This window comes from Sinorhizobium glycinis, assembly GCF_001651865.1.
Classification (GTDB): Bacteria; Pseudomonadota; Alphaproteobacteria; order Rhizobiales; family Rhizobiaceae; genus Sinorhizobium; species Sinorhizobium glycinis.
Genome location: NZ_LPUX01000064.1, coordinates 365,099 through 390,169, shown reverse-complemented (window position 1 = coordinate 390,169; position 25,071 = coordinate 365,099). Strand labels below are relative to the sequence as shown.

Below are 25,071 nucleotides of genomic sequence, written 5' to 3'. Positions count from 1 at the left end.
TAGGCCGATTGATACGGCGATGACATAATTCCGATGGAAGCACAAGCGATGAACGACCTGCTGGCGATCCCTTGCGTCCTGATGAGAGGCGGCACCTCGAAGGGTCCATTCTTCCTGGCAACCGATCTTCCTGCGGATGCCAGCGAGCGGGACAAGATCCTGCTGTCCGTGATGGGTTCCGGTCACCCGTTGCAGATCGATGGCATCGGCGGCGGCAACCCGGTCACGAGCAAGGTGGCCATCGTCGGACCTGCCACCATCGCTGGTGCTGACGTGGATTACCTCTTTGCCCAGGTGCGGGTCGACCAACAGATCGTCGACACCTCACCGAACTGCGGCAACATGCTTGCTGCGGTCGGCCCTTTCGCCATCGAGGCGGGTCTCATTCCGGCCCGAGGGGAAACGACGCTCGTCCGAATCCACAACGTCAATACCGGCAAGATGATCGAAGCCGACGTTCCCACGCCGAATGGCAACGTCTCCTATCTCGGCGAAGCGGCGATCGACGGTGTACCCGGCAGCGCAGCGCCGATCGCGCTGACCTTCATGGACGCAGCCGGCGCGCGTACCGGTCAGCTTTTTCCCACCGGCAAGCCTATCGATTCGATCGACGGTGTGGCTGTCACCTGCATCGATTGCGCCATGCCGATGGTGTTGGTCGAGGCAGACTCGGTCGGCGCAACCGGCTTCGAGTCAGCGGCTCAGCTCAATGCCGACAAGACGCTGCTTGATCGGTTGGAGAGGCTGCGCATCGCTGCTGGCGAACGGATGGGCCTTGGCGACGTGCGGAGCCAAGTAACCCCGAAGCCCGTGCTCATTTCCCGGCCAAAGTCGGGAGGCGACATCAACGTGCGCTATTTCATGCCGCATCAATGTCACCCTTCGCTGGCGACGACCGGGGCCGTGGGGATTGCCACCGCCTGCATCAATGAAGGCACCGTCGCTTCCCGTCTCGTCGGCACTCGCAACCCGCCGCTGGTGCTTTCGATTGAGCACCCGAGCGGCCACCTGGACGTCAAGCTTCATGAAAGGGACGGCAAGGTCGTTGCCGGCATCCTTCGCACCGCCCGCCGGCTGTTCGAAGGACATGTCTTCGCAAAACCTGTCACGCAACTGGGTTGCGCGGCATAATGATCGTGGCCGCCGGGAGGGCGCCACCAACAGGAGGAGAATATCATGCACAAGCTCATGCTCGCCCTCGCGGCAACCGTCGCCTTCGCCGGTTCGGCGTTGGCGGATCCCGTCCGCATCAGCGTCGGTTCTTATAATCTCAACAATCTTCCCTTTCCGGTCGCCCAGGGGCTTGGCCTCTATGAAAAGGAAGGCCTGGAGGTGACCGTCGAAAACTTCGCTTCGGGCGGCTCGAAGACGCTTCAGGCGCTTGTTGCCGGCTCGACGGATATCGCCGTCGGCTTCTACGACCACACGATCCAGATGCAATCTCAGAAGAAGGCCGTCGTGGCCTTCGTGCAGCTCGCCCGCAATTCCGGGCTCGTGCTGGCTGGCGGCAAGAACAGCACTTTCGACCCGGCAAAACCGGAAACGATCAAAGGCGCGAAAGTCGGGATCACCTCGCCAGGCTCGTCTTCCGATTTCTTCGTCCGCTATTATCTGCAGCGCAACGGCCTGTCTGCGGACGACGTCTCGCTGATCGGCGTTGGTTCCGGCTCTGCCGCCGTCGCGGCCCTTGAACAGGGCAAGGTCGACCTCCTCGTCAACTACGACCCGGCAGCGACCTTCATCGAGGCCAAGGGCGTCGGCAAGATCCTGATCGACGGGCGCAGCGACGAGGGTGCCAAGGCGATCTATGGCGGGATCTATCCAACCTCCGTCCTCTATGCCACCCAGAGCTATATCGAGGAAAATCCGGAGACCATCCAGAAGGTCACGAATGCGACGGTCAAAGCGCTTGAGTGGATGAATAGCCACTCCGCGGAAGAGATCGTCGACAAGCTGCCGAAGGAGTTCATCTCCGGCGATCGTGACACCTACGTCAAGGCGGTCGAGAACGCGAAGGCGATCTTTTCAAAGGACGGGCGTATCAACGAGGAAGATATCAAGACGCCGCTCGCCGTCCTGAAGAGCTTCAACGAAAAAGTCGCCGCGGCTGAAATCGACCTTACGAAAACCTACACGAACGAGTTCGTCGGCAAGGTCCCGAACATCGCCGCCAACTGACAGGAGGAGGTCATGGCATTGGCCGTATTGAAAACCGCATCCCCGACGGACAGTCCGCATCAAGCAAAGTCGATGGTTTCCCTCGACTCGGTCACCATGGCCTTCGGCGCCTACGTGGCCGTGCAGGATGTGAACCTGAAAGTCTCCGATGGCGAGTTCCTCGCCATCGTCGGCCCCACCGGCTGCGGCAAGAGCACAATACTCAATGCGATTGCCGGCCTGCTGAAACCAGCGAGTGGCACCGTATCAATCGATGGTCAGCCGGTGCGCGGGATCCAGAACGACATCGGTTATCTCTTCCAGCAGGATGCATTGCTTCCGTGGAAGACCGCGATCGAGAACGTGGAACTCGGTCCCATGTTCAAGGGTGTCGGCGCTGCCGAACGTCGCGAGCAGTCGATGAGATGGCTGGCGAAAGTCGGCCTCAAGGGCTTCGAACATCGCTATCCGCATCAGCTTTCCGGCGGTCAGCGCAAGCGCGTGCAGATGGCCCAGGCGCTGATTACTGGCCCCAAGGTCATCCTGATGGACGAGCCTTTCTCGGCGCTCGACATTCACACCCGCCACCTGATGCAGAACGAGCTATTGCGGCTTTGGCAGGAGGAACGGCGCGCCGTGGTGATGATCACGCACGACCTCGAGGAGGCAATTGCTCTCGGCGATCGGGTCGTGGTGCTTGCCGCCGGACCACGCTCGCGGGTGATCGACAGCTTCCCCGTCGATCTCGAACGCCCGCGCGATGTCGCCGAAATCAAGCTCGATCCGCGCTTCATGGATCTTTATCGCAACATCTGGTCGTCGCTGCGCGGCGAAGTGGAGAAAAGCTATGAACGCCATGACTGAACGCTTAATCCAGGTCGTGCTGCTGGTGGTAATTGTCGGCGGCTGGCAGCTCGGTGTCACGGCAGGCGTTATCGACGTCTTCTTTTTCCCGGCGCCGGTCGACATCTTCAACCAGGTTGTTTCCTGGGTGATGGACACCAGCTTTTATAGCCATGTGGCGATCACCTTGACGGAAACCGTGCTCGGCTATCTGGTCGGAACGGCCCTTGGCGTGGCGGCAGGCGTTTGGCTCGGCCTCAGCCGCTCGGCGGCGCGCATCCTGGACCCTTTTATCAAGGGCTTGAACGCGATCCCTCGAGTCGTGCTTGCGCCGATCTTCGTGCTGTGGCTTGGCCTCGGTCTGTGGTCCAAGGTGGCGCTGGCCGTGACGCTGGTGTTCTTCGTCACTTTTTTCAACGCCATGCAAGGCGTCCGCGAAGTGAACCCGATGGTGCTGTCGAACGCTCGCATTTTGGGGGCCGGGCGGTCGGACCTGCTCCGCCACGTCTACTTCCCGGCAGCAGCGAGCTGGATCCTGTCCTCCCTGCGCACTTCGGTCGGCTTTGCCGTCGTCGGGGCGATCATCGGCGAGTATCTCGGTTCTTCCGCCGGCCTCGGCTACCTCATCGCACAGGCCGAAGGCAATTTCGATGCAGTGGGCGTCTTTGCAGGTATCTTTATCCTCGCGATCTTCGTCCTGATCATCGACAGCATCCTGGACGTGGCAGAGAGACGCTTGATCAAGTGGCGTCCGAGCGCATCCGAACGCCCGGCTTGAAGCGCATCTTTGACCCGCCACTCGTCAAACCCATCGACCGCGCGTTCTCCCCTTCGGCCATGAAGGGGAGAACGCTGGCGCCAGCGGACTTCGATGCAATTAAGTTCGCAACCGCTCGCGAACTCGGCCTGCCGGGTCAGCGTTGTCGACGCTGCTCATGCTAATATTCAATGGCCGCCTGGGACGACTATCTGCTGCAGGGACCCTTTCGCAGGGCGCGTTAAAGACCGCATTGCACTCATTACCGGATTTTCAATGCGCTACCGGCGTATGTCCGCAACGGGTCCGAGAGCGGAAACTGGTCGTCTCTGGGATAACTTCTGCTTCCTGGCGCGTTCCAGTCTTAGAACGGGAATCGGCCGATCGACCGCTCTCCACCCAGAGCGGACCTTCATCGGCCGGACGATGCGGCGGTGAAAACCGCCAGTTGAGCGTCGAAGGCGCGCTTGTATGCGGGCCGCGCTTCGCCGCGGGCGACATAGGCGGAGAGGTTCGGATAATCGTCCAGTAGAGCCGATCCTTTCAACCTGAGCAGCACCGTCACCATCAGCAGGTCACCGGCGCTGAACGCACCGTCGAGCCAGTCGGCATCGCCAAGGCGACTGGAAAGGCCGCCCAGCCGTTTCCGGATGCTGTCCTCGAGGACACGCAGGCGCTGCTCGTACCAAGGCTCGTCGTGCTCGAGGATCCTGGCGAGGGCGCGGTCGAAGATCGGCGGCTCCACCGTGTTGAGCGCGGCAAACATCCACGCGATCGCGCGCGCCCGGGCATTCGCGTCGTCTGGCAGCAGGCCCGCATGGCGCTCCGCGATATGGAGCACGATCGCCCCCGACTCGAACAGGGCGAGATCGCCTTCTTCATAGGTCGGAATCTGCCCGAAAGGATGAAGCGCGAGATGCGCGGGTTGCTTCAGCGCTTTGAACGAAAGGAGACGGACCTCGTAAGGCTGCTCCACTTCCTCGAGCGCCCAGCGAACGCGCATGTCACGCGCCAGACCCTTGCCGCGATCGGGCGACCGCTCAAAGGCGGTAATGGTGATAGTCATTGTTGTTCTCCATAGCTTGTCTGTCTTGAAGACGACCAGCTAAACGAGATTCCGACACACCATAGCCCTCGGGGCAGTTCAATTACGGCTCTGCGTTCCTGCCGCTGTCGTCCGCTGCGTTTTACGGGCGCGGTCGACCGCAAGTTCCGAGCTTTCGCTGGCGGCCGGGACGCAACGGGGGCATGATCGTCCAGGCAGCGGCGACGAATGCCGCTGCGGACCTACGATGCCAAGGATACCAAATCGGAAACCCCTTGAGGAGGATACGGTGAGCGGGCACGTCTACAAGAAGGTTGAACTGATCGGAAGTTCTCCGAACTCGATTGCCGAGGCCGTCGAAACGGCGATTTCACGGGCGTCGAAAACGATGCGCAACCTCGACTGGTTCGAGGTGGACCAGATTCGCGGACAGATCGTCAATGGCAAGGTGGCCCACTACCAGGTGGTCATGAAGGTCGGCTTCCGGATCGACGACTGAACGGCGTCGAGGAACGAAAAGGGCCCGGCGCTACATGCACCGGGCCCGCCGCCTGACGATCAAGGACCAGGCGGCTTGCACTGCGCCGGTGGAATGCCGATAGGTCCGATCAGTCGCCTCAGAGCCAGGCTTCGATGCCGCGCGCCGCGGCGCGGCCCGTCGCCAGGCAGGCGGTCAGCAGGTAGCCGCCGGTCGGCGCTTCCCAGTCGAGCATCTCTCCGGCGACGAAGAGGCCGGGAACAGTCTTCAGCATGTAGCGATCGTCGATCTGATCGAGGCCAATGCCGCCGGCAGACGAGATCGCCTCGGCGATCGGCCGTGGCCGCAGAACCGGGACGGGGAGAGCCTTTATCGCAGCCGCAAGCCGTTCCGGATCGGCCTTCGAGGCTTCCGGCGCAAGCTCGCGCAACAGCGCCGCTTTGACGCCTTCGAGCCCGACGCCCTTCCTGAGGCGGTTGGCGAAGCTTGCCTTGCCGTCCTGTCGAGCCAGGTCGCGCCTCAGGCGGTCCGCGGTTCGACCCGGCGCGAGATCGAGCGTAAGCGTCGCCTTACCATTCCCTTCGAGCCGATCGCGCAGGGTGGCGGCATGGGCGTAGACGAGGCTGCCCACGATGCCGTGGCGGCTCACCACGAACTCGCCCGCGAAGGCGCCGGCTTCGGACGAGGCAACGACGGATTTCAAGGGTTCGCCCGCGAAACGCTCGCGAAAGGTCTCGCTCCAGGCGACGTCGAAGCCGCAATTGGCGGGACGGAAGTCGCGGACCTCTACGCCCCTGGCGTCTAGCCAGGGAACCCAGGCGGCATCGGAGCCGAGCCGCGGCCAGCTTGCGCCGCCAAGCGCCAGCAGGGCGGCGTCTGGGTGGACGACCTTCCGCCCATCCGGCGTCTCGAAGAGATAGCCGTCCTCGGCAAAGCCGATCCAGCGGTGCCGGGTGAGAAGCGTGGCGCCCTGCGCCTCCAGCCGGCGCAGCCAGGCCCTCAGCAGCGGCGACGCCTTCATCGTCTTCGGAAAGACGCGGCCGGAGGAGCCGACGAAGGTTTCGGTGCCGAGCCCCGCCGCCCAAGCCCGCACGTCGTCCGGGGTGAAGGCGTCGAGGGCAGGGCGCAGGCGATCGGAGGCGGCGCCGAAGCGGGTGGCGAAGCGCGGGTAGCTCTCGGCATGGGTGATATTGAGCCCGGACTTGCCGGCGAGCAGGAACTTGCGGGCGGCGGTCGGCATCGCCTCGTAGATCGTCACCGCATGGCCCGCTTCCGACAGCACCTCGGCCGCCATCAGGCCGGCCGGCCCGCCGCCGATGATAGCGACCTTTCTGCGTGCGATGACTGGCCGGCTCATGACTGTGCTTCCGCCGGCGCCGGGCCGGTCGACTCGCGCAGGATCAGTTCGACGGTCCAGAGCTCGTGGATCTCCTCGGCTGGCCGCCCGCCCAGGAGCTGCAGAACGAGATCCGCCGATCGCGCCCCGGCGGCGCGCATCGAGGAGCGGGTCGCCGAAAGCGACGGCACCATGTTCTCCGCCGTCAGGTAGGGAAACACGTCGTCATGGGCGATCACCGAGACGTCCTTCCCGACGACGAGCCCGCGGGAGCGCACCGCGCGATAGATTCCGAGCGCGGTCATCATAGAGCCGGCGACGAAGGCGGTCGGACGCGGCGATTGCTCGAGAAACGACCGGGAATAGCGAAAGCCGAGCTCGTCGGTGAAATGGTCATGGGCGACGAGCCGCGGATCGAAGGGGATGCCCCGCTCCTGCAGGGCGTCGCGGTAGCCCTTGTCGCGATGCAGCGAGAAGGTCCGCCCGTGGCGGCCATTGATCATCGCGATGCGCCTGTGGCCGAGGTCGATGAGGTGCGAGGTGGCGCGCCGGATGGCGCTCTCGTTGTCGATATCGATCCAGGCATGCGGCACGTCGGTTTCGGAGCGGCCATGCACCAGGAACGGAAAGCCCAGCCCATGCAGCAGGGCAATGCGCTCGTCGTTCGGCTTCGGCGAATGGACGATCACCGCATCGACCCGGCCGCTGGTGACGAGCCTGTTGTAAAGCGAAATTTCATCGGTGGCGTCACGATCCGCGGTCGGGCTGACAAGGATGTCGATATCCTCGCCGTCCAGGCGCTCGGCCATCCCGCTCATGAATTCGGCGAAGTGAAATTCGCCGGTGCGGCCCATGATGACGCCGATCGCACCGGCGCGCCCAGTCACCAATCGCACCGCATTGATGTTGGGGCGATAGCCGAGCCGCACGGCCTCTTCCGCGACGCGCTTGCGTGTCTTTTCGCTCACCTCCGGATAGCCGCTCAGCGCGCGGCTGACCGTCGTCGGCGAAAGGCCCAGTTGGCTGGCGAACTCCTTGAGCTTCATGCGGCCCGTCTATTCCCTTAACCCCGATGCTCGATGAGGAATATACGCCTTTGCCGCGAGGAACAACCGATCGGCGTGCGTTGGGCTCCCTCCTGCCGCCAGCGCTGGAAATCTACCAAATCGTTTTAAAAAATGTTTGATTGCACGTCACTTGGACTGAGAGGGGCAGTGCATTCAAAGAAGAGTTGTAAACAGCATAACTATTTGAAACAAAGCGACTAAATTGCGTAATGGCAATCCGTCGCCGTCCCGCGAGGCAGAGTATTGACATCATTTGGCGCTTCTGACACCTTTTTCCAGCCAAACCGTTTTCGAATTTGCCGAGGAGCTATCGAGCGGTGGGGGATTTTGGAGGAGCCATCGACCATGACACTGCTTCTGAGGACCTTGACTTTCTGCGCCGCTCTCGGCGCCGCCGATCTTGCCGCCGCCGCGGAACTTTCGGTTGCGGCCAACACCACCGGCAAGAACGTGAAATTCATGCGCGAGCAGCTCGACGCCTTCGAGAAGAAGACCGGCCACAAGGTCAGTCTCGTCACCATGCCGCCGTCGAGCAGCGAGCAGTTCAGCCAGTACCGGCTGTGGCTGGCCGCCGGAAACAAAGACGTCGACGTCTACCAGACGGACGTCATCTGGGCGCCGCAGCTCGCCGACCAGTTCATCGATCTCACCGAGGCGGCCAAGGACGTGGTCGGCGATCACTTCCCGTCGATCATCCAGTCGCAGACCGTCAACGGCAAACTGGTGGCCCTGCCGATCTTCACCGACGCGCCGGCGCTCTATTATCGCAAGGACCTCCTGGAGAAATACGGCAAGACGCCGCCCAGGACCTGGGACGAGCTGGCGGCGACCGCAGGGGAAATCCAGGAAAAGGAGCGTGCCGCCGGAAAGGCGAATGTCTGGGGTTTCGTTTTCCAGGGCAATGCCTATGAGGGCCTCACCTGCAATGCGCTCGAATGGATCAAGTCCTCGGGCGGCGGTCAGATCGTCGAGTCAGACGGGACGATCTCCGTCAACAACGAAAAGGCGGCCGCTGCCATCGAGCGGGTGAAGGGCTGGATCGGCACGATCTCGCCTGAGGGCGTGCTTGCCTATCAGGAGGAAGAATCGCGCGGCGTCTGGCAGACCGGCAATGCCGTCTTCATGCGCAACTGGCCCTATGCCTATGCGCTCGGCAATGGTGACGACAGCGCGGTGAAGGGGAAGTTCGACGTGATGCCGCTGCCGACGGCGACCGATGGAGAAAAGCCGTCCTCGACGCTCGGCGGCTGGAACCTCGCCGTGTCGAAATATTCCGATGAGCAGGAAGCGGCGATCGAGCTCGTAAAGTTCCTCTCGTCCAAGGAAGTGCAGAAGGCGCGTGCCCTGCAGATGTCGCAGCTGCCGACGATCGCCGCGCTTTACGACGACGCGGAAATCGCCGCCGCGCAGCCCTTCATGCCGAACTGGAAGCCGATTTTCCAGAACGCCGTGCCGCGGCCGTCCGCGGTCACCAAGGTCAAGTATAACGAGGTCTCCTCGAAGCTCTGGAGCGCCGTCCACAACACGCTCTCCGGCGACGGAACCGCTGCCGAGAACCTCGAACTGCTCGAAGTCGAGCTGACCGATCTCAAAGGCGACAGCTGGTAAACCTCCCCGGGCGGGGAGGCACTGTAAAACTTCGTACCTCTCTCCCCGCCTTGCAGCCGTCGCCGGGGATGGCGGCCCACTCCGGCCGCCATCCCCATGAAACCTTGCGGCGAAAGCCGAACGGCAAAGGGGAGCCATCTCATGACCGATCTCACTGTCGCGGATCCACCGGCCGCGCTTGCGCATCCGAGCCATATCCATTCGGACCTCAAGGCCCAGCGCGTCCGCTCCGCCTGGGTGTTCCTGGCGCCGACCCTCTTAGTGCTGGCGCTGGTCGCCGGCTGGCCGCTTGTCCGGACCATCTATTTCAGCTTCACCGATGCGTCGCTGACGAACCTTGCCGGCGCCGAGTTCGTCGGCTTCCAGAACTATCTTTCCTGGATCACTCTGAAGAGCGGCCGGACCATCTACAAGGGCCTGCTCGCCGATCCGGCCTGGTGGAACGCCGTCTGGAACACGCTGAAATTCACGCTGATCTCGGTCAGCATCGAGACGGCGCTGGGCCTGGTCGTCGCCCTGGTGCTGAATGCTCATTTTCCCGGACGCGGCCTGGTGCGGGCGGCAATCCTCATTCCCTGGGCGATCCCGACGATCGTTTCGGCCAAGATGTGGGCCTGGATGCTCAACGACCAGTTCGGCATCCTGAACGAGATATTGCTCGGGCTCGGGCTGATCAGCCAGAAGATCGCCTGGACCGCCAGTCCTGACACGGCAATGGTCGCGGTGCTCATCGTCGACGTCTGGAAGACGACGCCGTTCATGGCGCTCCTGATCCTCGCCGGCCTGCAGATGGTACCGGTCGACATCTACGAGGCGGCGAAGATCGACGGCGTCCATCCGCTCCGGGTGTTCTGGCGGGTGACCTTGCCGCTCATCCGGCCGGCGCTGATGGTCGCGGTGATCTTCCGCATGCTCGACGCGCTACGCATCTTCGACCTCATCTACGTGCTGACGCCCAACAATGCGCAGACGAAGACGATGTCGGTGCTGGCCCGCGAGAACCTCTTCGATTTCGACAAGTTCGCTTACGGCGCCGCCGCCTCGACGATGCTGTTCCTGATCATCGCCTCGATCACGATCCTCTACATGTGGTTTGGTCGCGTCAATTTCGAAGGAGGGGAACGCTGATGGTTGCCACGCTTGCGAAACGCACCGCTTTCTATCTGCTCGTCGCAACGATCATTCTGATTGCGGTCTTTCCCTTCTACTACGCGATCCTGACGAGCCTCAAATCCGGCACTGCCCTGTTCCGCATCGATTATTGGCCGAGCGAACTGTCGGTCGCCAATTACATAAGCGTCGTGTCGGCTGGCAGCTTCCTGCGCAACCTCGGCAATTCGCTGCTGGTGGCGACGTTGGTCGTCGCCATTTCGCTGCTCTTCGCCGTGACGGCGGCCTATGCGCTTGGTCGCGTGCGCTTTCGCGGCCGGTCGCTGCTGCTTCTCACCATCCTGTCGGTGTCAATGTTCCCGCAGATCGCCGTTCTTGCCGGCCTTTTCGAGCTCATCCGCGGGATCGGGATCTTCAACACGCCGCTGGCGCTGATCTTCTCCTACATGATCTTCACGCTGCCGTTCACGGTCTGGGTGCTGACCACCTTCATGCGCGACCTGCCGGTGGAGATCGAAGAGGCGGCGATCGTCGACGGCGCCTCGCCCTGGGTGATCATCACGCGGGTGTTCATGCCGCTGATGTGGCCGGCCCTGGTCACGACCGGCCTGCTCGCCTTCATCGCCGCCTGGAACGAATTCCTCTTTGCGCTGACCTTCACCTCGTCCGACGTGCAGCGCACCGTGCCGGTGGCAATCGCGCTGCTTTCGGGCAGCAGCAACTTCGAAATTCCCTGGGGCAACATCATGGCCGCATCGGTGATCGTCACCGTGCCGCTCGTGGTGCTGGTGCTCATCTTTCAGCGGCGGATCATTTCCGGCCTGACGGCCGGCGGCGTCAAAGGCTAGTGCGGGATGAGGAAAAGTGTGCGCGGTTTTCCGCCCGCATCCCGCCTGATTTAGGAGTCAAAACATGGCAGAGCTGCAATTGCGCGACATTCGCAAGTCCTTCGGCGCCTATGAGGTCATCAGGGGCGTCAGCATGGACATCCGGGCCGGCGAGTTCATGGTTTTCGTCGGCCCCTCCGGCTGCGGGAAATCGACGCTTCTGAGACTGATCGCCGGCCTCGAGGAAATCACCTCCGGCACGCTCGCCTTCGACGGTGAGGTCGTCAATCATCTCGTCCCGTCGAAACGCGGCATCGCGATGGTCTTCCAGTCCTATGCGCTTTATCCGCACATGACGGTCTTCGAGAACATGGCTTTCGGCATGCAGCTTGCCGGCAAGGACAAGGAGCAGTGCCGCAAGCGGGTCGAGGCGACGGCGGAGATGCTGCAGCTCACCCCCTATCTCGAACGCCTGCCGCGCCAGCTTTCCGGCGGCCAGCGGCAGCGCGTCGCGATCGGCCGCGCGATCGTGCGCGATCCGAAGGTCTTCCTGTTCGACGAGCCGCTTTCCAACCTCGATGCGGCGCTGCGCGTCGCGACCCGCATCGAGATCGCCAAGCTGCATCGCAGCATGCACAAGACGACGATGATCTATGTCACCCATGATCAGGTCGAGGCGATGACGCTCGCCGATCGCATCTGCGTGCTCAGGGACGGGCGCGTCGAGCAGATCGGCACGCCGCTCGAGCTTTACGAGAATCCCAACTCGGTCTTCGTCGCGGGCTTCATCGGCTCGCCGAAGATGAACTTCCTCTCGGGGCCCTTCGCCGAGCTTTATGAGGCGAAGACCATCGGCATCCGGGCCGAGCACCTGCAGATCGCCGAGGACGGACAATGGGCCGGAACCGTCGTCCACTCGGAGATGCTCGGATCCGACAGCTACATCTATCTCGATATCGGCGCCGGCGAACCGGTGATCGTCCGGGAGAACGGCACGTCGCGGCACCAGCCGGGGGAGACGGTGCGGATTTCGCCGGAGGCCGGCCAGATCCACCGCTTCGATGCGGCGGGACGGTCTGTCGGCCGGCATATCCTCAGAGGTGCCGCCTAGATCTATCGATTTCGGATCATTTCCAAACGCCAGACGTTAGACCCGGTAGGGCGAAATCCCAGCCCGACCACGGTCGACTGATTCAATTCACGGACAGCGGGCACCCGCGGCGGATGCCCCAATCAGCAGGAGAACGACCTTGTCTATCAACACCATCGTATGGGGTGAGAACATCCACGAGCAGACGAATGCCGTCGTCAGGGAAATCTATCCGGACGGCATGCACAACACCATCGCCGCGGCGCTGAACACCGATCCGGCGATCAAGGCGACGACGGCGACGCTGCAGGAGCCGGAACATGGGCTGAGCGAGGAGCGGCTGGCTTCGGCCGAGGTGCTTCTGTGGTGGGGCCACAAGGACCACGGCGCCGTCGACGACCGGATCGTCGAGCGGGTCGCCAAGCGGGTCTGGGAGGGCATGGGGCTGATCGTCCTGCATTCCGGCCATTTCTCCAAGGTCTTCAAGCGGCTGATGGGCACGCCCTGCGCGCTTAAATGGCGCGAGGCGGGCGAGCGCGAGCGCGTCTGGGTGGTCAACCCGCGCCACCCGATCGCCGAGGGGCTCGGCGACAATTTCGTCATCGAGCACGAGGAGATGTATGGCGAGCAGTTCTCCGTGCCGGAGCCGCTGGAGACGGTGTTCATCTCCTGGTTCGCGGGCGGCGAGGTGTTCCGCTCCGGGCTGACCTGGCGGCGAGGCGCCGGCAACATCTTCTATTTCCGCCCCGGCCACGAGACCTACCCGACCTATCACGATCAAACGGTGCAGCATGTGCTGCGCAATTCGGTGAAATGGGCCTACAACCCTCAAGGGTCCTACAAGGCGATCCACGAGGCGCCGAACGTGCCGGTGGAAAAGGCGCTGGAGCCGATCGTCGAGCGCGGCCCGAAACTGCACCGCGCCGGCGAGGCTGGCTACAGATGAGGAGGCTGCCGATGCGTCTGCTGATACTCGGAACCGGCGGCATGGCAAACAGCCATGCAAACGCCTTCGCCAAGATAGACGGCGTCGAAATCGTCGGCGCCGTCGATGTCGACCCGAACCGCGCCAAGGCCTTTGCCGAACAGCACGGCATCGACCGCACCTTCTCCTCGCTCGAGGAGGCGATCGCGTGGGGCGAGTTCGACGCCGCGACGAACGTCACCCCGGACAAGGCGCACCATCCGACGACCCTGGCGCTGATTGCCGCCGGCAAGCATGTGCTTTGCGAAAAGCCGCTGGCGGAGAATTATGAAAAGGCGGCGGAAATGGCCGCGGCGGCCGAGCGCTCGGGCCTCGTCGCCATGGTCAACCTCACCTATCGCAATGTCGCGCCGCTGCAGAAGGCGCGCGAACTGGTGCTCTCCGGCGCGATCGGCGAGGTCAGGCATCTGGAAGCCTCCTACCTGCAGAGCTGGCTGGTGTCGAAGGCCTGGGGCGACTGGGCAAGCGAGTCCAAATGGCTGTGGCGGCTCTCGACCAGGCACGGTTCGAACGGCGTGCTCGGGGATGTCGGCATTCATATTCTGGATTTCGCCGGCTACGGCGCCGGGATTTCGGTCGAGCGCGTCTTCGCCCGGCTGAAGGCCTTCGACAAGGCACCCGGCAACCGGATCGGCGAATACGACCTCGATGCCAATGACAGTTTCGCCATGACGGTGGAGTTCGACAGCGGCGCCATGGGCGTCATCCATGCGAGCCGCTGGGCGACCGGCCATTTGAACGAGCTGCGGCTGAGGCTGCATGGCGACAAGGGTGCGCTGGAGGTGATCCACACGCCGGACGGATCGAGTCTCAAAGCGTGCCTCGGGCCAGATGTCGAAAAGGCCATCTGGCGCGAGGTCGATGCGGGCACGGTGCCGACCAACTACGAGCGCTTCGTCGCCGCCGTTCGGGCCGGGCAGATGGCCGAGCCCGGCTTCCGCCATGCCGCCGACCTGCAGAAGGTCCTCGACCTGGCGATCGAGACGGAACGCGAACGCCGGGAACTCGGCGTCGCCGACGTGGAGTGGGTTCAGGACGGGCGCCTCGCCGTCGGCGGGTGACACATGCTGCTCCCGCTTTCCGGTCCTTCCAGAGGCGGGAGACAGTCATCGCGGCCGGCGTTCACAGGGAACGCACTCCGGGCGACAATTCACGGCCGCTCGCTCCATTCAGACGATGACGGCTTCGGTTGAACCGAAGCCGTCGCGCTTTAGACGTGCAAGTGGTGACGATAGTCCCAGACCGCCCAGGCGGCGATGGCGGCGACGAGTACGCCGAGGATGACGTGAGTCCACATCGCGTTCACATTCGCCATGAAGCCGAGGATCCAGGGAGAGACGATCAACCACAGGCCGATCACCATATTGGCCCATTCCTCCCATTCGGCGAATGCCGAAAGGGTCGCGACCGCAAGGGCGCCGAGCACGATAGCGGCGATCCATGCGTTCCAGGTCGGCGTCGTATCCGATGCGAAGCCGATGACCCAGGGCGAGAGGAACAGGCATACTGCCAGGACCAGATTGGCCCAATCCTGGCTTCTTCTTCCTGCCATAAGAGTGTTGGGCATGACAACCTCCACGTATGAAGCTTGATCAAAGCGTCACCACTCACGTGCAACACACGTTCCAGCTCCGGTCGCCTGTGATCGCACGGTTGCCGTAACGCCTTGAATTGCTGGCGTAATTTTATCCTTAAATCGAAGCCGATTCAAGAAATCCCGCAATATACGGTTTTTGCAGGTTATTCCGGCTGCGCATGACCTGCGGGGAACGCCGAAAGCCCGGTCGTGTAAAGGTTGTTTCCGGCCTCCGCACCGGACATCCTTGCCCGCCGGAAGGAGATTCATGCCTTTCCCCGTCTCCAGAGCGGCAGGAGGATGAGCGAAAGTAGGGGGGCGCCGGAGCGAAAGTAGGGAGGCCGCGGCGCGGCGTTTGGCGCTATTCGATGGGCACACGTGCCGAGGATCACGTGCCATCGATCAGTGAAAAGCGGGAGGCGGGCGGAGAGCCGCGCATATTTTTCCTCGTCCCGCTTCAGTCCAGACATCGCGGGAGGAAAACGTGATACGCCTGTTGCTGCTGGCGCCCTATATCGGGCTGCTTTGGGTCCCCTTCTATAATTTCGAGGAGCCGAAGCTCTTCGGCTTTCCGTTCTTCTACTGGTACCAGCTTGCCTGGGTGCCGCTGACGTCCTTGCTCACCTATTTCGTCTACAGGAGCGTGCGTCATGACGGCTAACATCGACATGCCGGCGCTCGCCGTCTTCATCTTCTTCTTCGTGCTCGTCACGGCCATGGGCTTCTTCGCCTCGCGCTGGCGCCGGGCGGAATCGCTCGATCACCTGGACGAATGGGGCCTCGGCGGCCGCAAGTTCGGCACCTGGATCACCTGGTTCCTGGTCGGCGGCGACTTCTACACCGCCTACACGGTCATCGCCGTGCCGGCGCTGGTCTATGCGATCGGCGCCTACGGCTTCTTCGCGCTGCCCTACACGATCATCGTCTATCCGCTGGTCTTCGCCGTGATGCCGCTTCTGTGGAAGGCGGCGAAAGAGCGCGGCTACGTGACCGCCGGCGACGTGGTCCGCGGTACCTACGGCTCGCGCGCTTTGGAGCTTGCCGTCGCCTCCACCGGCGTCATTGCCACGATGCCCTATATCGCCCTGCAGCTCATCGGCATGGAGGTGGCGATCAAGGCGCTGGGCTTGACCGGCGAGATGCCGATCATCCTCGCCTTCCTGGTGCTGGCACTCTACACCTATTCGTCGGGCCTCCGGGCGCCGGCGCTCATCGCCTTCGTCAAGGACATCATGATCTATATCGTGGTGCTCGCGGCGATCATCGTCGTGCCTTCCAAGCTCGGCGGCTACAGCGCCGTCTTCTCGGCGGCCGATGCGGCCTTCGAGGCGAAGGGCAAGGGCGGCATCCTGCTCGATCCGGCGCAGCTCGTCCCCTATGTGACGCTGGCGCTCGGTTCGGCGCTCGCCGCCTTCATGTATCCGCACACCCTGACCGGCATCTTCGCCTCGTCGGGCGCCAATACGATCCGCAAGAATGCGGTGCTGCTGCCCGCCTATACGCTGCTCCTCGGCCTGCTCGCGCTCCTCGGCTACATGGGGCACGCCGCCGGGCTGCAGCTTCAGAGCAACAACGACGTCGTCCCGACGCTGTTCAAGACGCTCTTCCCGGGCTGGTTCGCAGGTTTCGCCTTCTCGGCGATCGCCATCGGCGCGCTCGTTCCGGCGGCGGTCATGAGCATCGGCGCGGCGAACCTCTTCACCCGCAACTTCTGGAAGGTCTGGGTCAACCCCGATGTCACGCCGGCCGGCGAGGCGCAGGTCGCCAAGATCACCTCGATGCTGGTGAAAGTGGGGGCGCTTCTCGCCATCCTCATACTGCCGACCCAGTTCGCGCTCGACCTGCAGCTGCTCGGCGGCCTGTGGATCCTGCAGACCCTGCCGGCCCTCGTCTTCGGCCTCTACACCAGCTGGTTCCGGGCTCCGGCGCTGCTTGCCGGCTGGGCGGCCGGCTTCATCGGCGGCTCGGCGCTCGTCTGGTCGGACGGATTGAAACCGCTGCATGCGCTGGCCTTCGACGGGATGACCGTCTCGGTCTATACCGGACTGCTGGCTCTGGCGCTCAACGTCGCGGTCGCAGTGGTCGTCAACCTCGTCGTGCCGGCGAAAGAGACCGCCGACGACCTGACGGTCGCCGAGGCCGACTCGCGCAGCTAATCCCAAGGGGCCGGCGGATCAGGCCGGCCCTTTGCGCCGCGCGTTGCCATTCGCCGGCCGATATGGCAATGAACCGACGGCGGCCTGATGGAAAATGCCGCTGCTACAGCGCCGCGTCCGATCAAATCCGCAAGGTCGCTATAGCACTTTGAAATTGCTGCAGTTGGGCAGCGAGGTGCCATGCCCGGTTGGGTCGTCCTCTCCGTTTCTACAGCCTATGTCGTGATCCTGTTCCTGATTGCCTGGTGGACGGATCGGCAAGGTGCGGGCCGCCGCTTGGCCGTTCCGGCCGAGTGGATGTCGGCACTCGGCTACGCGCTGACGCTTGCCATCTACAACACGTCCTGGAGCTTCTACGGTTCGGTCGGACGGGCTTTGAGCGGATTCGACTTCCTGTCGATCTATATCGGTCCGACCCTCGTTCTCATCTTCGGGCAGCGGCTGATCGCCAGGATCGTCACGGTCGCGAAAAGCCAGAACATCACCTCGATCGCCGACTTCATCGCGGCGCGATACGGCAAGAGCCAGGGGCTTGCGGCGCTCGTCACCATGGCGGCGCTGCTTGCCGTGTTGCCCTATATCGCGCTGCAGCTGAAGGCGGTCGGCACCAGTTTCGACATCCTGACCGCGCCGGCCGTTGCCCCCGGAGCGGTCCGGCCGATCCGCGGCGACAGCACCCTTGCGGTCGCCGCGTCGATGGCGCTGTTCGCCATCATGTTCGGCGTTCGGCATATCCATGCGAGCGAGCATCACCGCGGGCTGATGGCGGCGATCGCCTTCGAGAGCCTCGTCAAGCTGTCCGCCTTCGTCATCGTCGCGCTGTTCATCGTCTTCGGCATGTTCGACGGCCTCGGCGACCTCGTCGCCCGCGCGCAAGCGGATCCGCGCATGGAGTCACTGCTGGCGCCGGACTTTGCCGATCCGACCTGGATATCCAACACCATCATCGCCGCGATCTCGTTCCTCTGCCTGCCGCACATGTTCCATGTCGCGGTGGTCGAGAACAGGTCGCTATCGCAGGTGCGCGCCGCCGCCTGGCTCTACCCCGCCTATCTCATCTTCTTCAGCGTGCTGATGGTGCCGATCGCCATCGCCGGCATTGCGCGTTTCGCCGATACGGTAAACCCCGACACCTTCGTGATCTCCCTGCCGCTTGCCGCCGATGCGCCGACGATGGCGCTGGTCGCCTTTCTCGGCGGCTTCTCGGCGGCGACCGGCATGGTGATCGTCGCCTCGGTGGCGCTGAGCACGATGCTCTGCAACGACGTCATCGTCCCGCTTCTCCTGCGCTCGCGCCTCGTCGGCCGGTCCGGCGCGATCTGGCCGTCGCCCGCGGCGCTGCTTCTGGTGCGGCGGATTTCCGTCGCAGGGATCCTGCTGCTCGCCTATCTGATGAACCGGCTGGTCGACCAGGCCTATCCGCTGACGGTGATCGGCCTCCTCTCCTTCGTTGCGATCGCCCAGTTCGGACCGGCCCTTCTGGGCGGCTTGCTGTGGCGGCGCGCCAAGGGGGCGGGGGCCACGGCAGGCATCGTCGTCGGCTTCGCCTTCTGGATCTACACGCTGATCCTTCCCTCGATTGCGCCGCTCGTCCCCGCCGTCGATGCGCTTGTCGCCAATGGGCCAATCGGGCTCGCCTGGCTCAAGCCTCAATCGCTGTTCGGTGTTGCCGGCCTCGACCCGATCTCGCATGCGACGCTCTGGAGCCTTGGTGCCAATCTCTTGGTCTTTGCGGCCGTCTCCCTGCTGGCGGATCGCTCGCCGCTCGAGCGCCTCCAGGCGGAGGCCTTCGCCGGGGGAGTCCCCGCGCAGCAGCCACCGCTTGCCTCCTTGCCGCTCGTCACGCGGCTCGACGACCTGAAGACGTTTGCCGCGCGTTTCGTCGGAGCCGAGCGCAGCGCATCCGCCTTCGATGATTTCGTGGAACAGCGCCGCTCGCGACAGGACGGGCTCGCCGACGCGGAAGCGATGCGGTTCACCGAGAACCTCATCGCGGGCGCGCTCGGCGCGGCGTCGGCGCGCGTGGTGATGGCCGCGGCGCTCGAAAGCCGCTCGCTGTCGCGCAAGGCAGCCGTGGGGATGCTCGACGAGGCGTCGCAGGCGCTGCATTTCAACCGCAAGCTCCTGCAAGGGGCGCTCGAAAGCGTGCCGCAGGGCATCTGCGTCTTCGACGCCAACCTCGCCATCGAGGCGTGGAACGCCCGCTTCCTGACTCTGCTCGACCTGCCGAAGGACCTGATTCGCGTCGGCCTGCCGCTCGCCGACCTCGTCGACTTCAACCGCGAGCGCGGCGAGTACGACGCCGAGGACCTCAAGGCACTGCTCGTCAACCGGGACCTCGCGACGCAGTCCTGGCCCTATGTCTACGAACGCAAGCGGCCCGACGGCATGGTGCTGGAGATCGCCTATGACCGCATGGCGGAGGGCGGCTATATCTCGACCTATACGGACGTGACCGAGCGGCATCGGGCCGCGGCGGGGCTGCGCCGCGCCAACGAGGAACTGGAGCGGCGCGTCCAGGAGCGGACGCAGGCGCTTGAGCAGGCCAAGGCCGAGGCCGAGCGGGCCAATATTGGCAAGACACGCTTCCTCGCTGCGGCAAGCCACGATCTGCTGCAGCCGCTGAACGCGGCGCGGCTCTATCTGGCGGCACTTGACGAGACCCTGAAGCCCGACGAAGCAGGAAAGGGCCTGCTGGCAGAGGAGCGGGCGCTTGCGAGGAACGCGGCGGCGGCACTGTCCTCGACGGAGCGTCTGCTCGACGAACTGCTCGATATTTCGTCCTATGATTCCGGTGCCGCGCGGGCGCAGCCCGTCGATTTTTCCGTCGGCTCGCTTCTCGCCCAGCTCGAGCTGGAATTCTCCGCCCTGGCGCGCCAGCGCGGCCTCGCGCTCAAGGTCGTTGCCTCGGCACGCGTCGTCCGGACCGACCCGCAGCTCCTGCGTCGCGTGCTGCAGAACCTGCTCTCGAACGCCATACGCTACACGCCGAGCGGAAGGGTCCTGCTGGGGTGCCGGCGGCGGAAGGATGGCTTGTGCATCGAAGTGCGCGATACCGGCATCGGCATCGCCCCGGAGCGGCAGAAGGAGATATTCGAGGAGTTTCGCCGGCTCGATACGGGCGAGGAGCGGGAGAAGGGGAGCGGCCTCGGCCTGGCGATCGTCGAGCGCATCTGCCGTTTGCTCGAGCTTCGCCTGGACGTGCGCTCCCGCCCGGGGCACGGAACCTGTTTCGCCGTCACCGTCCCGCTCGCGGCGGGAGGCGCCGCAGTCGCCGCTTCGGAAAAGATCGCCCAGCCCTCGGTGGCGAACCATGCCGCGCTCACCGTGCTCTGCGTCGACAATGATAGCTCGATACGAGAGGGGCTCGCCGCCTTGCTTTCCCGCTGGGGGCACCGGCCGATTGTTGCGGGCGACGAGAGGACGGCGCTTGCCAATTGCGACGGCCAGGTGCCAGATCTGGCGCTCGTTGATTATCATCTCGACGGCACGACCGGCGTCGAGGTGCTGGACAGGCTGCGCAAACACTGGGGCCGGGAGGTCGGCGCTCTCGTGATCACTGCGGACCGCAGCGAGGAGGTCGGCGCGGAGGCGAAGGCGCTGGGCTGCGAGGTCATGGCGAAGCCGGTGAAACCGGCCGCCTTGAGACGATATCTGGATGCCGTCGGCCTGCAAAAGGGCGCCGCATTGCAGAGGGAAGGGGAGGAAGGACATGAGCACGCGCATCGTCATCGCGGATGACCATCCGATGGTCCAGGCAGCCTTGCGCAGCGCTCTCGTCGCGGTGCTGCCGGACCTCGACCTGATCGCCTGCCGGTCGGTCGACGAGGTCTTGAACGTGCTCTCGGGCGATCGGCAGGAGGTGGACCTCGTCCTTCTCGACCTGACCATGCCCGGCACCGACGGCTTTGCCGGACTGTTCCTGCTGCATGCCCATTACCCGACCCTTCCGGTGGCGATCGTTTCGGCCAAGCAGGACGCGGCGACGATCCAGAAGGCGATCACCTTCGGGGCCTCCGGCTATATCCCCAAGTCGCTGGACCTGCCGGAAATGGCGAGCGCGATCCGCGCCATCCTCGAGGGCGAGATATGGACACCGCCGCGCTTCGGGGCCGAGACGGCCGACCCGGATGCGGCGATGAGCGCACGCCTCGCTTTGCTGTCGTCGCAGCAACTGCGCATCCTGACGAAGATCATCGAGGGCAAGCTCAACAAGCAGATCGCCGGCGAGATGGACATCGCCGAGCAGACCGTCAAGGTGCATGTCTCGGCGATCCTCAAGAAGCTCGGCGTCGTCAGCCGCACCCAGGCGGCGGTGCTGTGCGAACGGCTGCTGTCAGCGAGCGTCCGCGATGCGGGATAGGGCGTTCTCGATGGTGTTGCACTGAAACCCCCTCTGGCCTGCCGGCCATCTCCCCCACAAGGTCCCACAAGGGGGGAGAATAGATGTGGCGCGCATTGCGCCTCGACCGGAGCGTCCCACTTGCAGAAGCGGTTGGGCAGGAGCGGGGGCCTGCCGCACATATTCTCCCCCCTTGTGGGGGAGATGGCCGGCAGGCCAGAGGGGGTAGCAACATGCCCTCCCGGCGGCCGCTACAGTTTCGGCAGCCCTTCCGGTCTGAGGTGTTTCTTCAGCGCGGCGATACGGAAGATGGCGTTGGCCGCACCATAGCCGCGATAGCCGCGCCGCTCGACGATCTCGAAGAAGAAGCCTTCGCCGTAGGTGGGGCTGTAGAGCTGGAAAAATTCGCCCTGCTCGTCGCGATCATAGAGGATGTTCTCCGCCCTCAGGCGCTCGGTCAGTTCCGGCTCGAGGCCGAAGCGCGCCTCCACGTCGCCGTAGTAGTTGGCCGAGATCTGCAGCGGGCGGAAGCCGTTGCGGCGGAGTGCCGCCGCGGTTGCGAAGACGTCGTCCGTATGGAAGGCGAGATGCTGGATGCCGGAGCCGAACGTCTCGGCGATGAAGTGGCCCGCCAGCGTGCGGCGGTTTTCCGCACCGTTGAGCGTCAGGCGGAGCGTCCCGGCGGCATTCTCGACGACCTGGCTGCGAACAATCCCGGCAGGATCGATGATGTCGACCATCGGCGTCTTCCCGGCCGCGAAGATCGAGGTGTAGAACAAGAGCCAGGTCGGCATTTCCTCATAGGCGACCGTCTGGGCGACATGGTCGACGTACCGGAGCCCGGCGTCTTCCGCCTCGCCGCCACCATCCTCGAACGGCTCGAAATCGATCTCCCAGATGCGGCCGAGATCGGTCCTGTCGTCGAGCAGATAGAGGAGCCCACCGCCGACGCCGCGGATTGCCGGCAGTTCGGCCTCGCCCTTTGCGACAGGCTGGCTGAAGGGCTCGGCGTCGAGTGCCAGCGCCCGCTCCATCGCTTCCTTTGCGTCGTCGACGACAAGTGCCATGGCATAGGCGGAGCTGCCGTGGACGGCATAGGAGGAACTGGCGAACCCGTTTTCGTCGGTATTGACCAGGATGCGGATTTCGCCTTGCTGGTAAAGATCGACTTTCTTCGAGCGGTGCGTGGCCGCCTTGCGGAAGCCGAGCGTCTTCAGGATCGCGGTCAGATCAGCGGCGTCTTCATCGGAAGCCGCGAACTCGACGAAGCCGACCCGCTGGACCGGAGCCCGCTCCGGCATCGGCGCCACAGTAAGCGAGCCGGCATTCGGATGCCGCCGCACCTGATCGCCGAGATAGATGAGCGAGCGATGACCGTCCGTGGCGATCGGCTTGGCGGCCCCGCCGCGGAACTGGTCGTTGAAGATTTCCAGCGAGAAATAGCCGTCATAGCCGGTTTCGGCGATGGCGCGGGTGAAGTCGGTGACCGGCAGGTCGCCTTCGCCCGGCATGTTGCGGAAATGCCGGCTCCAGTAGAGGAGATCCATGTCGATCAGCGGCGCATCGGCGAGCTGGACAATGAAGATCTTTTCCTTCGGGATGGAACGGATCGAGTTCACTTCGATCTTGCGCGACAGCGTGTGGAAGCTGTCCAGGATCAGGCCGATATTCGGATGATCGGCGCGGCGAACGATCTCCCAGGCATCGCGATGGTCGTTGATATGCCTGCCCCAGGCGAGCGCCTCGAAGCCGACCTTCAACCCCCGCCTCGCGGCGCGCTCGCCGAGTTCCCGGAAATCGGCAGCGGCCCGATCGATGCCGCCAAGCGAGATTGGCGAGACGTTGGAGCAGACGAGCAGGAGATCGGTGCCGAGCTGCTGCATGACGTCGAACTTGCGTTCCGCACGATCGAAGGTGCGCGTCCGGTGCGGCTCCGGCATGCCCTCGAAGTCGCGGAACGGCTGAAAGAGCGTGATTTCGAGACCATGGTCGCGCACCATCCGTCCGACATCAGCGGGGCTGCCGTCGAAGGCCAGAAAGTCGTTCTCGAAGATCTCGACGCCGTCGAAGCCGGCGGCGGCGATCGCGGCGAGCTTGTCCGGCAATTCGCCGCTGATCGAGACGGTTGCGATCGAGGTCTTCATCGCCGCTTTCCTTCCTGCCCGCAAGCCTTGTCGAGCCCCCAGAACGCGATCTGCGTCGGCAGTTGCGCGAGCGTCATCTCCGCGCCGGGCTGGATGGCGATGCCGCGGCGCCTGGCCTCTTCGAGCCAGGGCGTCACCGCCGGCTTCGTCACCGCGTCGGCGATGATTTCCGCCTTTGTCAGCCGCTCCAGCGGAAAGGGGTGGGGATCGGCCGCGTTCATGCCGGAAGGCGAAGCATTGATGGCGATCTCGACGTCGATGTCGTCCGGCAGGGCGTCGTGTGCCTGGAGGCGCGGATAGTCGCGGCGCAGCTGCCCGATCAGGCGGTCCGCCTTCGCCCGATCGCGTTCGATGACGATGATGGCCGCGGCACCCGCTTCGGCAAGCGCATAGACGATCGCCGTTCCGGCGCCGCCGGCGCCGACGACCAGCACCGACTTGCCGGCAATGCTGACGCCATTCTTCGCCAGGGCCGCGACCATGGCATCGCCGTCGACCATGTCGCCGAGCAGGGTGCCATCCGCATTTCTGCGGATGATGTTGACGGCCTCGGCCCTGCGGGCCCTATCCGTCAGTTCGTCCACCCCGGCATAGGCCGCCTGCTTGTGCGGCATCGTTACCGAAACGCCGGGGCAATTGGGCGTTCCTCGAATGGCATCGAGGAAGGCCGCCACTTTCTCGGGGAAGATATCCACCGGGATGAGGACGGCTCCCACATCATTGTCGGAGAACCACGCGTTCACCGGTCCCGGCGACTTCACCTGCTCGACCGGGTGGCCGATGAGCGGGATGAAGACGGTCTTTCCGGTAATCTCCGGGACGGGCTGCATTCAGGCCTCCTCGAGATGGGCGCCGAGGAAGAGCTGGCCGACGCGCGGATCGGCGAGCAGCTTGTCGGCCCGGTCGTACATCCGGCTCCGGCCCTGTTCGAGCACGAGGCCGAAATCGGACATGGCGAGCGCGGCCTTGGCATTCTGCTCGACCATCAGGATGGTCACGCCCTGGTCGCGCAGCCGGATCAGCGTGCGGAAGGTCTCGTTGATCATCTGCGGGGAAAGACCGATCGAAGGCTCGTCGATGAGGATCAGCGACGGATCGAGCAGCAGTGCGCGGGCGATCTCGAGCTGCTTCTGCTGGCCGCCCGAAAGCGTGATCGCCTGTTCCTTCGCCTTTTCCTTGAGGATCGGGAACTGCTCCATCACCTCGTCGATGCGCCTGGCGATCCTGGCCTGGTCACCGGACGAGATGCCGCCGATCTCGAGATTGTGGCGCACCGACAGCATCGGGAAGAGATTGCGCCCCTGCGGCACATAGGTGACGCCCTTGCCGAGCATCTTCGCCGGCGGCAGGGACGTCACGTCCTCGCCGTTCAGAAGGACGTTTCCGGAGCGGATCTTCAGGAGCCCGAAGATTGCCTTGAAGACCGTCGACTTGCCTGCCCCGTTCGGGCCGATCACCGTGGTGATCGTGCCCTTGTCGATCTTGAAGGACGTGCCGTTCAGGATCGTCATTTTGCCGTAGCCGCCATAGACCTGCTTGAGTTCCAGCAT

General features: G+C 64.1%; 22 protein-coding genes. 15 read left to right on the top strand and 7 right to left on the bottom strand.

All coding sequences use genetic code 11. The features are described from left to right. Window positions 1–48 precede the first annotated feature (48 nt). From AU381_RS21695 to AU381_RS21680, 4 genes are read left to right on the top strand one after another with little or no spacing between them, the layout of a single operon-like run. Window positions 49–1,131 carry a 4-oxalomesaconate tautomerase gene (locus tag AU381_RS21695; RefSeq protein ID WP_064243787.1) on the top strand — a complete coding sequence of 361 codons (1,083 nt, stop codon included), beginning with the start codon at window positions 49–51 and terminating at the stop codon, window positions 1,129–1,131. Window positions 1,132–1,176: 45 nt separating this feature from the next. Continuing rightward, window positions 1,177–2,178, top strand: a complete 1,002-nt coding sequence (locus AU381_RS21690; RefSeq protein WP_064243786.1) for an ABC transporter substrate-binding protein — start codon at window positions 1,177–1,179, stop codon at window positions 2,176–2,178. Window positions 2,179–2,190: 12 nt separating this feature from the next. Beyond that, window positions 2,191–3,021, top strand: a complete 831-nt coding sequence (locus AU381_RS21685; protein WP_064243785.1) for an ABC transporter ATP-binding protein — start codon at window positions 2,191–2,193, stop codon at window positions 3,019–3,021. Further along, the gene (locus tag AU381_RS21680; protein ID WP_064243784.1) at window positions 3,005–3,778 is read left to right on the top strand and encodes an ABC transporter permease; all 774 of its coding nucleotides are present in this window, start codon (window positions 3,005–3,007) and stop codon (window positions 3,776–3,778) included. The genes AU381_RS21685 and AU381_RS21680 overlap by 17 nt, the downstream gene beginning before the upstream one ends. Window positions 3,779–4,169: 391 nt before the next feature. Here AU381_RS21680 and AU381_RS21675 read toward each other — a convergent pair whose 3' ends face one another. After that, on the bottom strand, window positions 4,170–4,823 hold the full coding sequence (locus AU381_RS21675) for a glutathione S-transferase family protein (protein ID WP_064243783.1): 654 nt from the start codon (window positions 4,821–4,823) through the stop codon (window positions 4,170–4,172). A 268-nt stretch (window positions 4,824–5,091) separates the two neighbouring features. On the opposite strand from AU381_RS21675, the gene AU381_RS21670 reads away from it, so the two are divergent. Further along, window positions 5,092–5,301, top strand: coding sequence for a dodecin (locus AU381_RS21670; RefSeq protein WP_064243782.1), 210 nt, complete (start codon window positions 5,092–5,094; stop codon window positions 5,299–5,301). Window positions 5,302–5,419: 118 nt separating this feature from the next. On the opposite strand, the gene AU381_RS21665 is transcribed toward AU381_RS21670, so the two are convergent. Together AU381_RS21665 and AU381_RS21660 are read right to left on the bottom strand one after the other, a co-directional pair. Then, entirely contained in the window at window positions 5,420–6,637 is a 1,218-nt protein-coding gene (locus AU381_RS21665) for a BaiN/RdsA family NAD(P)/FAD-dependent oxidoreductase (protein ID WP_425288628.1), read from the bottom strand. Next, window positions 6,634–7,662, bottom strand: coding sequence for a substrate-binding domain-containing protein (locus tag AU381_RS21660; RefSeq protein ID WP_064243781.1), 1,029 nt, complete (start codon window positions 7,660–7,662; stop codon window positions 6,634–6,636). The genes AU381_RS21665 and AU381_RS21660 overlap by 4 nt, the downstream gene beginning before the upstream one ends. A 366-nt stretch (window positions 7,663–8,028) precedes the next feature. Between AU381_RS21660 and AU381_RS21655 the strand changes: the two genes are divergently transcribed. From AU381_RS21655 to AU381_RS21630, 6 genes are all read left to right on the top strand, one after another. Continuing rightward, window positions 8,029–9,291, top strand: a complete 1,263-nt coding sequence (locus tag AU381_RS21655) for an ABC transporter substrate-binding protein (protein WP_064243780.1) — start codon at window positions 8,029–8,031, stop codon at window positions 9,289–9,291. 141 nt (window positions 9,292–9,432) lie between these two features. Continuing rightward, a complete protein-coding gene (locus AU381_RS21650; protein WP_064243779.1) occupies window positions 9,433–10,419 on the top strand; it encodes a carbohydrate ABC transporter permease in 987 nt (328 codons plus the stop codon). Further along, entirely contained in the window at window positions 10,419–11,249 is an 831-nt protein-coding gene (locus AU381_RS21645; RefSeq protein ID WP_064243778.1) for a carbohydrate ABC transporter permease, read from the top strand. The genes AU381_RS21650 and AU381_RS21645 overlap by 1 nt, the downstream gene beginning before the upstream one ends. Window positions 11,250–11,313: 64 nt before the next feature. Continuing rightward, entirely contained in the window at window positions 11,314–12,339 is a 1,026-nt protein-coding gene (locus AU381_RS21640; protein ID WP_064243777.1) for an ABC transporter ATP-binding protein, read from the top strand. A gap of 139 nt (window positions 12,340–12,478) precedes the next feature. Continuing rightward, complete coding sequence (locus AU381_RS21635; protein ID WP_064243776.1) at window positions 12,479–13,264, top strand: ThuA domain-containing protein; 786 nt, start codon at window positions 12,479–12,481, stop codon at window positions 13,262–13,264. Between the two features lie 11 nt (window positions 13,265–13,275). Further along, the gene (locus AU381_RS21630) at window positions 13,276–14,364 is read left to right on the top strand and encodes a Gfo/Idh/MocA family protein (RefSeq protein WP_064243775.1); all 1,089 of its coding nucleotides are present in this window, start codon (window positions 13,276–13,278) and stop codon (window positions 14,362–14,364) included. A 149-nt stretch (window positions 14,365–14,513) separates the two neighbouring features. On the opposite strand, the gene AU381_RS21625 is transcribed toward AU381_RS21630, so the two are convergent. Beyond that, on the bottom strand, window positions 14,514–14,870 hold the full coding sequence (locus AU381_RS21625) for an SPW repeat protein (RefSeq protein WP_064243774.1): 357 nt from the start codon (window positions 14,868–14,870) through the stop codon (window positions 14,514–14,516). 493 nt (window positions 14,871–15,363) lie between these two features. On the opposite strand from AU381_RS21625, the gene AU381_RS28880 reads away from it, so the two are divergent. The 4 genes from AU381_RS28880 (at window position 15,364) to AU381_RS21610 (ending at window position 21,398) form a co-directional block, all read left to right on the top strand. Beyond that, window positions 15,364–15,540 (top strand): DUF3311 domain-containing protein, encoded by a 177-nt coding sequence (locus AU381_RS28880; protein ID WP_014331092.1) that lies wholly within the window; start codon window positions 15,364–15,366, stop codon window positions 15,538–15,540. Next, window positions 15,530–17,035, top strand: a complete 1,506-nt coding sequence (mctP, locus tag AU381_RS21620) for a monocarboxylate uptake permease MctP (RefSeq protein WP_064243773.1) — start codon at window positions 15,530–15,532, stop codon at window positions 17,033–17,035. Before AU381_RS28880 ends, mctP begins: the two co-directional genes overlap by 11 nt. 180 nt (window positions 17,036–17,215) lie before the next feature. Then, window positions 17,216–20,776, top strand: a complete 3,561-nt coding sequence (locus AU381_RS21615; protein WP_064243772.1) for a hybrid sensor histidine kinase/response regulator — start codon at window positions 17,216–17,218, stop codon at window positions 20,774–20,776. Continuing rightward, window positions 20,748–21,398, top strand: coding sequence for a response regulator (locus AU381_RS21610; protein WP_064243771.1), 651 nt, complete (start codon window positions 20,748–20,750; stop codon window positions 21,396–21,398). Before AU381_RS21615 ends, AU381_RS21610 begins: the two co-directional genes overlap by 29 nt. A gap of 230 nt (window positions 21,399–21,628) precedes the next feature. Here AU381_RS21610 and AU381_RS21605 read toward each other — a convergent pair whose 3' ends face one another. The 3 genes from AU381_RS21605 to AU381_RS21595 are packed head-to-tail and all read right to left on the bottom strand — an operon-like array spanning window position 21,629 to window position 25,071. Continuing rightward, the gene (locus tag AU381_RS21605) at window positions 21,629–23,521 is read right to left on the bottom strand and encodes a bifunctional sugar phosphate isomerase/epimerase/4-hydroxyphenylpyruvate dioxygenase family protein (protein ID WP_064243770.1); all 1,893 of its coding nucleotides are present in this window, start codon (window positions 23,519–23,521) and stop codon (window positions 21,629–21,631) included. Then, complete coding sequence (locus tag AU381_RS21600) at window positions 23,518–24,351, bottom strand: shikimate dehydrogenase family protein (RefSeq protein WP_064243769.1); 834 nt, start codon at window positions 24,349–24,351, stop codon at window positions 23,518–23,520. The genes AU381_RS21605 and AU381_RS21600 overlap by 4 nt, the downstream gene beginning before the upstream one ends. Continuing rightward, window positions 24,352–25,071, bottom strand: coding sequence for an ABC transporter ATP-binding protein (locus AU381_RS21595; protein ID WP_064243768.1), 720 nt, complete (start codon window positions 25,069–25,071; stop codon window positions 24,352–24,354).

Bases quoted from the DNA above. Each gene is read 5' to 3' on its own strand.
- AU381_RS21695 (WP_064243787.1), top strand. From the start codon at position 49: ATGAACGACCTGCTGGCGATCCCTTGCGTCCTGATGAGAGGCGGCACC.
- AU381_RS21690 (WP_064243786.1), top strand. From the start codon at position 1,177: ATGCACAAGCTCATGCTCGCCCTCGCGGCAACCGTCGCCTTCGCCGGT.
- AU381_RS21685 (WP_064243785.1), top strand. From the start codon at position 2,191: ATGGCATTGGCCGTATTGAAAACCGCATCCCCGACGGACAGTCCGCAT.
- AU381_RS21680 (WP_064243784.1), top strand. From the start codon at position 3,005: ATGAACGCCATGACTGAACGCTTAATCCAGGTCGTGCTGCTGGTGGTA.
- AU381_RS21675 (WP_064243783.1), bottom strand. From the start codon at position 4,823: ATGACTATCACCATTACCGCCTTTGAGCGGTCGCCCGATCGCGGCAAG.
- AU381_RS21665 (WP_425288628.1), bottom strand. From the start codon at position 6,637: ATGAGCCGGCCAGTCATCGCACGCAGAAAGGTCGCTATCATCGGCGGC.
- AU381_RS21660 (WP_064243781.1), bottom strand. From the start codon at position 7,662: ATGAAGCTCAAGGAGTTCGCCAGCCAACTGGGCCTTTCGCCGACGACG.
- AU381_RS21655 (WP_064243780.1), top strand. From the start codon at position 8,029: ATGACACTGCTTCTGAGGACCTTGACTTTCTGCGCCGCTCTCGGCGCC.
- AU381_RS21650 (WP_064243779.1), top strand. From the start codon at position 9,433: ATGACCGATCTCACTGTCGCGGATCCACCGGCCGCGCTTGCGCATCCG.
- AU381_RS21645 (WP_064243778.1), top strand. From the start codon at position 10,419: ATGGTTGCCACGCTTGCGAAACGCACCGCTTTCTATCTGCTCGTCGCA.
- AU381_RS21640 (WP_064243777.1), top strand. From the start codon at position 11,314: ATGGCAGAGCTGCAATTGCGCGACATTCGCAAGTCCTTCGGCGCCTAT.
- AU381_RS21630 (WP_064243775.1), top strand. From the start codon at position 13,276: ATGCGTCTGCTGATACTCGGAACCGGCGGCATGGCAAACAGCCATGCA.
- AU381_RS21625 (WP_064243774.1), bottom strand. From the start codon at position 14,870: ATGCCCAACACTCTTATGGCAGGAAGAAGAAGCCAGGATTGGGCCAAT.
- mctP (WP_064243773.1), top strand. From the start codon at position 15,530: ATGACGGCTAACATCGACATGCCGGCGCTCGCCGTCTTCATCTTCTTC.
- AU381_RS21615 (WP_064243772.1), top strand. From the start codon at position 17,216: ATGCCCGGTTGGGTCGTCCTCTCCGTTTCTACAGCCTATGTCGTGATC.
- AU381_RS21610 (WP_064243771.1), top strand. From the start codon at position 20,748: ATGAGCACGCGCATCGTCATCGCGGATGACCATCCGATGGTCCAGGCA.
- AU381_RS21605 (WP_064243770.1), bottom strand. From the start codon at position 23,521: ATGAAGACCTCGATCGCAACCGTCTCGATCAGCGGCGAATTGCCGGAC.
- AU381_RS21600 (WP_064243769.1), bottom strand. From the start codon at position 24,351: ATGCAGCCCGTCCCGGAGATTACCGGAAAGACCGTCTTCATCCCGCTC.
- AU381_RS21595 (WP_064243768.1), bottom strand. From the start codon at position 25,071: ATGCTGGAACTCAAGCAGGTCTATGGCGGCTACGGCAAAATGACGATC.